Genomic DNA, 7114 nt, shown 5'->3' on the forward strand with positions numbered 1-7114 from the left:
CCTCCCGCGTCTCCGCACCGGTGGCGCCGGTGGCGCCCGCGCGCCGACCGGCACCGGCCAGCGGCCGGGACGATTACCGCCATCCCGCGCTCGACCTCCTGGCCGAGCCGCGCGGCCCGTCGCAGGCGAGCCTGGTCTCGGCCGACGCGCTGGAGCAGAACGCGACGCTGCTGGAAGCCACGCTCGGCGATTTCGGCGTGCGCGGCGACATCCTCGCGGTGCGCCCAGGCCCGGTCGTGACCCTCTACGAGCTCGAGCCGGCGCCCGGCACGAAGTCCTCCCGCGTCATCTCGCTCGCCGACGACATCGCCCGCTCGATGTCGGCGGTCTCGGCCCGCGTCGCGGTCGTGCCCGGCCGCAACGCCATCGGCATCGAGCTGCCGAACGCGCGGCGCGAGACCGTGTACCTGCGCGAGCTCCTGGCCTCGGCCGACTTCGTCGAGACCAAGCACAAGCTCGCGCTGTGCTTAGGGAAAAACATCGGCGGCGAGCCGATCATCGCCGATCTCGCCCGCATGCCGCACCTGCTGGTGGCCGGCACCACCGGCTCGGGCAAGTCGGTGGCGATCAACACCATGATCCTCTCGCTCCTCTACCGGATGAAGCCGGAGGAGTGCCGCCTGATCATGGTCGACCCGAAGATGCTGGAGCTGTCGGTCTACGACGGCATCCCGCACCTGCTCTCCCCCGTCGTCACCGACCCGAAGAAGGCGGTCATCGCCCTCAAGTGGGCGGTGCGCGAGATGGAGGAGCGCTACAAGAAGATGTCCAAGGTCGGCGTGCGCAACATCGACGGGTTCAATGCCCGGCTCGAGGAGGCGCGCCTGCGCGGCGAGGTGCTGACCCGCACCGTCCAGACCGGCTTCGACCGGCAGACCGGCGAGGCCGTCTACGAGAACGAGGAGATGGACCTCTCCCCGCTGCCCTACATCGTGATCGTGGTCGACGAGATGGCCGACCTGATGATGGTGGCCGGCAAGGACATCGAGGGGGCGATCCAGCGCCTGGCGCAGATGGCGCGCGCGGCGGGCATCCACCTGATCATGGCGACGCAGCGTCCGTCGGTGGACGTGATCACCGGGACGATCAAGGCGAACTTCCCGACCCGGATCAGCTTCCAGGTGACGAGCAAGATCGACTCGCGCACGATCCTGGGCGAGATGGGCGCCGAGCAGCTCTTGGGCCAGGGCGACATGCTGTTCATGGCCGGCGGCGGGCGCACGACCCGGGTGCACGGGCCGTTCTGCTCGGATTCGGAGGTCGAGAGCGTGGTCGCCCACCTCAAGCGCCAGGGCCGCCCGGCCTACCTCGAGGCGGTCACCGCCGACGACGGGTCGGAGGATGCCCCCAAGGGGGCCGCCCAGGGCGCCGGCAGGGGCGGCGACGAGCTGGAGCTCGACGGCGCCGTGTTCGACCAGGGCTCGTTCGGCGAGGCCGGCGGCGACCTCTACGACCAGGCGGTGCAGGTGGTGCTTCGCGACAAGAAGGCGTCGACCAGCTACATCCAGCGTCGCCTGCAGATCGGCTACAACCGCGCCGCCTCGATCATGGAGCGCATGGAGCATGAAGGCATCGTCGGCGGCGCCAACCATGCCGGCAAGCGCGAGATCCTGGTCGAGGCCGAAGGCTGAGGCATTCGGAAGGCTGAGGCGTCCGGCACCCGCCGCCGATCCCGGCCGCGATCGGATCGTCGAGGCGGGCATTCCCGGCCGAGCCGGCACTGTCCACAGCAGAGTGCGACCGATCGCGGCGGAGTCGGCCGGGATCAGGAACCTCACCGTCTGAGGCCGGTTCCCCCGATCCGGACGCCAATCTGCCTCCGGCATCGGCAACCGTGCCGCATATTTCATCGTAGACGCGGGATCTCATGCTTTCCTACGCGGACAACCGCGGGTTTTCGCTCGCTCCGGACCTGTCATCCCTGCACGCGGCGCCGCTCCGGCTGCCACGGGACGATGCCGACCATCCGCTGGCGGTGGCGTTCCGGGACTTCATCCGGGCGCAGCCCTTCCCGTGCGTCGGCGCGAAGTCGGCGCTGTCGCGGGGGCGGATGAAGATCGTGGTCGCCCGCGACATCACCTCCGGCTGGGACGACACGCGCATCTACCCGGCGCTGCTCGCCTTCATCGCGCGCTACCGCGCCCAGCCCGACCTGTTCCAGAGCTTCGCCATCGTGTTCGAAGGGCCGAGCGACCTGTCCGAGCAGGCCTTCGAGGAGAACCTGTGGGCGCGGGCCCAGTCGCTCTCCGACAAGGACGGCTTCCTCGGCCAGGCCTACGACCGGCGCGTCTCGGCCGACCCGGAGGACGCGCACTTCTCCCTCAGCTTCGGCGGCGAGGCGTTCTTCATCGTCGGCCTGCATCCGGGCGCGAGCCGGCCGGCCAGGCGCTTCACGTCGCCGGTCCTGGTCTTCAACCTGCACGATCAGTTCGAGCGGCTGCGCGCCGAAGGGCGCTACGAGAAGCTGCGCGAGAACATCCTGGCGCGCGACGCGGCGTTCGCCGGCTCGATCAACCCGATGCTGTCCCGGCACGGCGAGATCTCCGAAGCGCGCCAGTACAGCGGCCGCGCGGTCGACGCCGACTGGGCCTGCCCGTTCAGCGGGCGCACGAAGGGCGGCTCCGATGTCTGAGCCGCATCCGTCCTGCGACCGTCACACCATCGCGCCGCGCTCGGGGACGGCCTTCACCCTCGACAAGGGCCAGTTCCTGGTGGTCACCGACCCGCAGGGCGAGCAGGTCGCCGACATGCTGGCCTTCCGCCGCGACGACCTCGACGAGGTGATCTCGTCGGGCCGGACGCTGGACTATGCCAGCCGGATCTACCTGACCACGGGCGACCCGCTCTACTCGAACCGCTCGAACGTGATGCTCCGCATCGTCGCGGACACGGTCGGCCGGCACGACTTCCTGCTGACGCCGTGCTCGGCCGACACCTTCCGCATCATCTACGGCGACGCCGAGCCGCACCGCGGCTGCTTCGGCAACCTCGCGGCCGCCCTCGAGCCCTTCGGGATCGGGCCGGACCGGATCCCGGTGGCGTTCAACGTCTTCATGAACGTGACCGTGGACGGGAATACCGGCGCGCTGAAGGTCGCGCCGCCCCTGAGCCGCGCCGGAGACAGGATCGTGTTCGAGGCGATGCAGGACCTGGTGATCGGGCTCACCGCCTGCTCGGCGCTGCAATCCAACAACTTCGCCTTCAAGCCGATCCAGTACGAAATCGTGCCGTCCTGGCCTCCGGCGTCCTGACGCCGGGCGGGAACCGTGCGCGCCATCGTGCGTCGCCCTCCGGCGGTCAAGCTCGGCCGCCGGAGGGCTTCGCCATGACCATCTCGATCTCGCACCTGCAGCCGGCCATCGCCATCCTGGCCGGGATCCTGATCCTGATCGCGCCGCGGCTGCTGAACTACATCGTCGCGATCTACCTGATCGCCGTCGGGGTGATTGGCCTCGGCCTGTTCCGCGGTCTATCGTGACGCCGTCAGGCCCGCTCGCGGCTGACAATGAACGCGGAGCGTCACATGCCGGGTGACCCGGCGCGCGGACGTTCATCTTGCGTTGCAACACGGGATGGTCCAACCCGCACCGATGGGCCCGAGGGGCCGGCAAACCCTTCGACGCCGGCTTCCTTTGACGCAAGATCCTTTTGACGCAAGACCCTTGGACGCGAGTCCTCTTGCACGACGGACGGAATCGATATGACGAGCGGCACCGCGAAGTGGGTCTACACCTTCGGCGACGGCAAGGCCGAGGGCAAATCGCAGATGCGCGACCTGCTCGGCGGCAAGGGCGCGAACCTCGCCGAGATGTCCAATCTCGGCCTGCCGGTGCCCCCCGGCTTCACCATCACCACCGAGGTCTGCACCGCCTACTACGAGAACGGCCAGACCTATCCGGCCGAGCTGAAGGCGCAGGTCGCCACCGCCCTCGAGCAGGTCGGCGCGATCACCGGCAAGACCTTCGGCGATGCGGCGAACCCGCTCCTCGTCTCGGTGCGCTCGGGCGCCCGCGCCTCGATGCCGGGCATGATGGACACGGTGCTCAACCTCGGCCTCAACGACGCGACCGTCGCCGCGCTCGCCGAGAGCTCGGGCGACCCGCGCTTCGCCTACGATTCCTACCGCCGCTTCATCACCATGTACTCGAACGTGGTGCTGGGCGTTGAGCACCACGCCTTCGAGGAGGCGCTGGAGCACTACAAGGAGGGCAAGGGCTTCGATCTCGACACCGAGCTCGGTGCCGACGACTGGAAGCACCTCATCGAGAAGTACAAGGCGATCGTCGTCGAGGAGCACGGCTCGCCGTTCCCGCAGGGCGCCGAGGACCAGCTCTGGGGCGCCATCGGCGCGGTGTTCGATTCGTGGATGATCCCGCGGGCGAAGAAGTACCGTGAGCTGAACGCCATCCCCGAGAGCTGGGGCACCGCCGTCAACGTCCAGGCCATGGTGTTCGGCAACATGGGCGACACCTCGGCCACCGGCGTCGCCTTCACCCGCAACCCGTCCACCGGCGAGCGCGCGCTCTACGGCGAGTTCCTGATCAACGCGCAGGGCGAGGACGTCGTCGCCGGCATCCGCACCCCGCAGGACATCACCGAGAAGGCCCGGCTCGAGGCCAAGTCCGAGAAGCCGTCGATGGAGCGGGCGATGCCCGAATCCTACGCCGAGCTGACGCGGATCTACGGCATCCTCGAGACCCATTACCGCGACATGCAGGACATGGAGTTCACCATCGAGAGCGGGAAGCTCTGGATGCTCCAGACCCGCAACGGCAAGCGCACCGCCAAGGCGGCGCTCCGCATCGCCGTGGATCTGGCCGGCGAGGGCCTGATCACGCAGGAGGAGGCGATCGCCCGGATCGAGCCCGGCGCGCTCGACCAGCTCCTGCACCCGACGATCGACCCGAAGGCCGAGCGCAAGGTGATCGCGCAGGGGCTGCCGGCCTCGCCGGGCGCCGCCACCGGCGAGATCGTGTTCAACTCTGAGGACGCCGAGACCCTGCGCAAGGCCGAGCGCAAGTGCATCCTCGTGCGCATCGAGACCTCGCCCGAGGACATCCACGGGATGCACGCCTCCGAGGGCATCCTGACCACGCGCGGCGGCATGACCTCCCACGCGGCCGTCGTCGCCCGCGGCATGGGCAAGCCCTGCGTGTCGGGCGTCGGCTCGATCCGGATCGACTACAAGGCGCAGACCCTCACGGTCGGCGGCGTGACGCTGAAGGCCGGCGACCGCATCACCATCGACGGCTCGACGGGGCAGGTGCTGCAGGGCGAGGTGACGATGCTGGCGCCCGAACTGTCGGGCGACTTCGCCACCCTGATGGGCTGGGCCGACGCGTACCGCACCATGAAGGTGCGCGCCAACGCCGACACGCCGACCGACGCCCGCACCGCCCGCGACTTCGGCGCCGAGGGCATCGGCCTGTGCCGCACCGAGCACATGTTCTTCGAGGGCGACCGCATCATCGCGGTGCGCGAGATGATCCTGGCCGACGACGCGGAGGGGCGCCGCGCGGCGCTCGCCAAGATCCTGCCCTACCAGCGCCAGGACTTCGTCGAGCTGTTCACCATCATGTCGGGCCTGCCCGTCACGATCCGCCTGCTCGACCCGCCGCTGCACGAGTTCCTTCCGCATTCCGACGCCGAGGTGAAGGAGGTGATGGACGCCACCGGCATCGCGGAGGACCGGATCCGCCACCGGATGCGCGAGCTCTCCGAGTTCAACCCGATGCTCGGCTTCCGCGGCTGCCGCCTCGCCATCGCCTTCCCGGAGATCGCGGAGATGCAGGCCCGCGCCATCTTCGAGGCAGCCGTCCAGGCGGCGCAGGAGACCGGCGCGCCGGTCACCCCCGAGGTGATGGTGCCGCTGGTGTTCTCCCGCGCCGAGTTCGACATCGTGAAGGCCCGCATCGACGCGACCGCCAAGGCGGTGTCGGAGGAGACCGGCAAGGCGATCGGCTATCAGGTTGGCACCATGATCGAGCTGCCGCGCGCGGCGCTCAAGGCCAACGAGATCGCGGCGACGGCGGAGTTCTTCTCCTTCGGCACCAACGACCTGACGCAGACGGCGCTCGGCATCTCGCGCGACGACGCGGCGACCTTCCTCGGGCCCTACACCCAGAAGGGCATCCTGGCCGCCGACCCGTTCGTGACCATCGACCAGGAGGGCGTCGGCGAGCTGGTGCGGATCGGCGTCGAGCGCGGCCGCTCGGTCCGCCCCGACATCAAGCTCGGCATCTGCGGCGAGCACGGCGGCGACCCGGCCTCGATCGGCTTCTGCCAGGAGGTCGGCCTCGACTACGTGTCGTGCTCGCCCTACCGCGTGCCGATCGCCCGCCTCGCCGCCGCGCAGGCCGCCCTGGGCAAGGTCTCGGCGAAGGAAGGCTAGGCGCCCGCGAGCGCCGATCCGCGGATTTCGGCGCCGGGTCCTTTTGGTGGGCGGCCCAGCGTCATCATAACGCGCGGAAGCGGAACCGCGTTCTCCCTCCCCCCGTTGCGGGGGAGGGAAGGCGCGCGGGGGCCTTGAGCCGATAGGTCGATCCGGTCGCGCGAACGGGTGAGGAAGCCCACCTCGGCGCGCCTGGCGATCCCGCGTTAACCACGCACAAAAAACCTGCGAAAATAACGGAACCGGGCCGGCGAACCTCTGCCGTAGGGCCGCGTTGGATGCTAGTGGCGAACCGAATGCGCGTGAGCGATCGACGGTTCGACCGGGCGTCAGTCATCCGCGGGAACGCCGGCCATGAACGACTCGTCCTCGTCACAGCTCTACCTCGGGGAAAACCCCTGTGCCGTGCGGATTCCGAAGGTTTTTGCGCGGGCCTATCTCTGGCTCGTCGGTGCGGGAACGCTCCTTGGCGTGCTGGTCTTCGCCGTGGCGTCCCAGAGCAGCCTCGACGCGGCGCGCATCGCCGGATCGGACGCCGGGTACGCGGCGACCCTCGCCTCGGCGATGACGGTCAGCCAGGGCCGCCGCCTGCCCTGACGGCGGCGCCAACGAACCTTACGACATCCTTCAGCGACCGCCGGGAACGGCCCGGGTCGCCGAGCCCGTGAAGCGCGCGGCCGTGAGGTCGTCGCCGGGGCTGCGGCGGCCGAAGCGGGTCGTCAC

6 protein-coding genes are annotated in these 7114 nt (G+C 69.6%); all 6 read left to right on the top strand.

Annotated features, from left to right (window positions below):
* A partial coding sequence (locus tag FV230_RS21905) for a DNA translocase FtsK (RefSeq protein ID WP_281408311.1) occupies window positions 1-1631 on the top strand: 1631 nt, incomplete at its 5' end.
* 236 nt (window positions 1632-1867) lie between these two features.
* Window positions 1868-2632 carry a guanitoxin biosynthesis heme-dependent pre-guanitoxin N-hydroxylase GntA gene (gene gntA / locus FV230_RS21910; RefSeq protein WP_147843904.1) on the top strand — a complete coding sequence of 255 codons (765 nt, stop codon included), beginning with the start codon at window positions 1868-1870 and terminating at the stop codon, window positions 2630-2632.
* On the top strand, window positions 2625-3251 hold the full coding sequence (locus FV230_RS21915) for an urea carboxylase-associated family protein (protein ID WP_147843905.1): 627 nt from the start codon (window positions 2625-2627) through the stop codon (window positions 3249-3251). Before gntA ends, FV230_RS21915 begins: the two co-directional genes overlap by 8 nt.
* 74 nt (window positions 3252-3325) lie before the next feature.
* The gene (locus FV230_RS21920; protein WP_147727954.1) at window positions 3326-3478 is read left to right on the top strand and encodes a DUF3096 domain-containing protein; all 153 of its coding nucleotides are present in this window, start codon (window positions 3326-3328) and stop codon (window positions 3476-3478) included.
* A 222-nt stretch (window positions 3479-3700) separates the two neighbouring features.
* Window positions 3701-6391: a pyruvate, phosphate dikinase gene (ppdK, locus tag FV230_RS21925; RefSeq protein ID WP_147727953.1), complete on the top strand. Its 2691-nt coding sequence runs from the start codon at window positions 3701-3703 to the stop codon at window positions 6389-6391.
* A gap of 354 nt (window positions 6392-6745) precedes the next feature.
* Window positions 6746-6988 carry a hypothetical protein gene (locus tag FV230_RS21930; RefSeq protein WP_147843906.1) on the top strand — a complete coding sequence of 81 codons (243 nt, stop codon included), beginning with the start codon at window positions 6746-6748 and terminating at the stop codon, window positions 6986-6988.
* The last annotated feature ends 126 nt before the right edge of the window (window positions 6989-7114 follow it).

This window comes from Methylobacterium sp. WL6 (assembly GCF_008040095.1).
Lineage (GTDB): Bacteria > Pseudomonadota > Alphaproteobacteria > Rhizobiales > Beijerinckiaceae > Methylobacterium.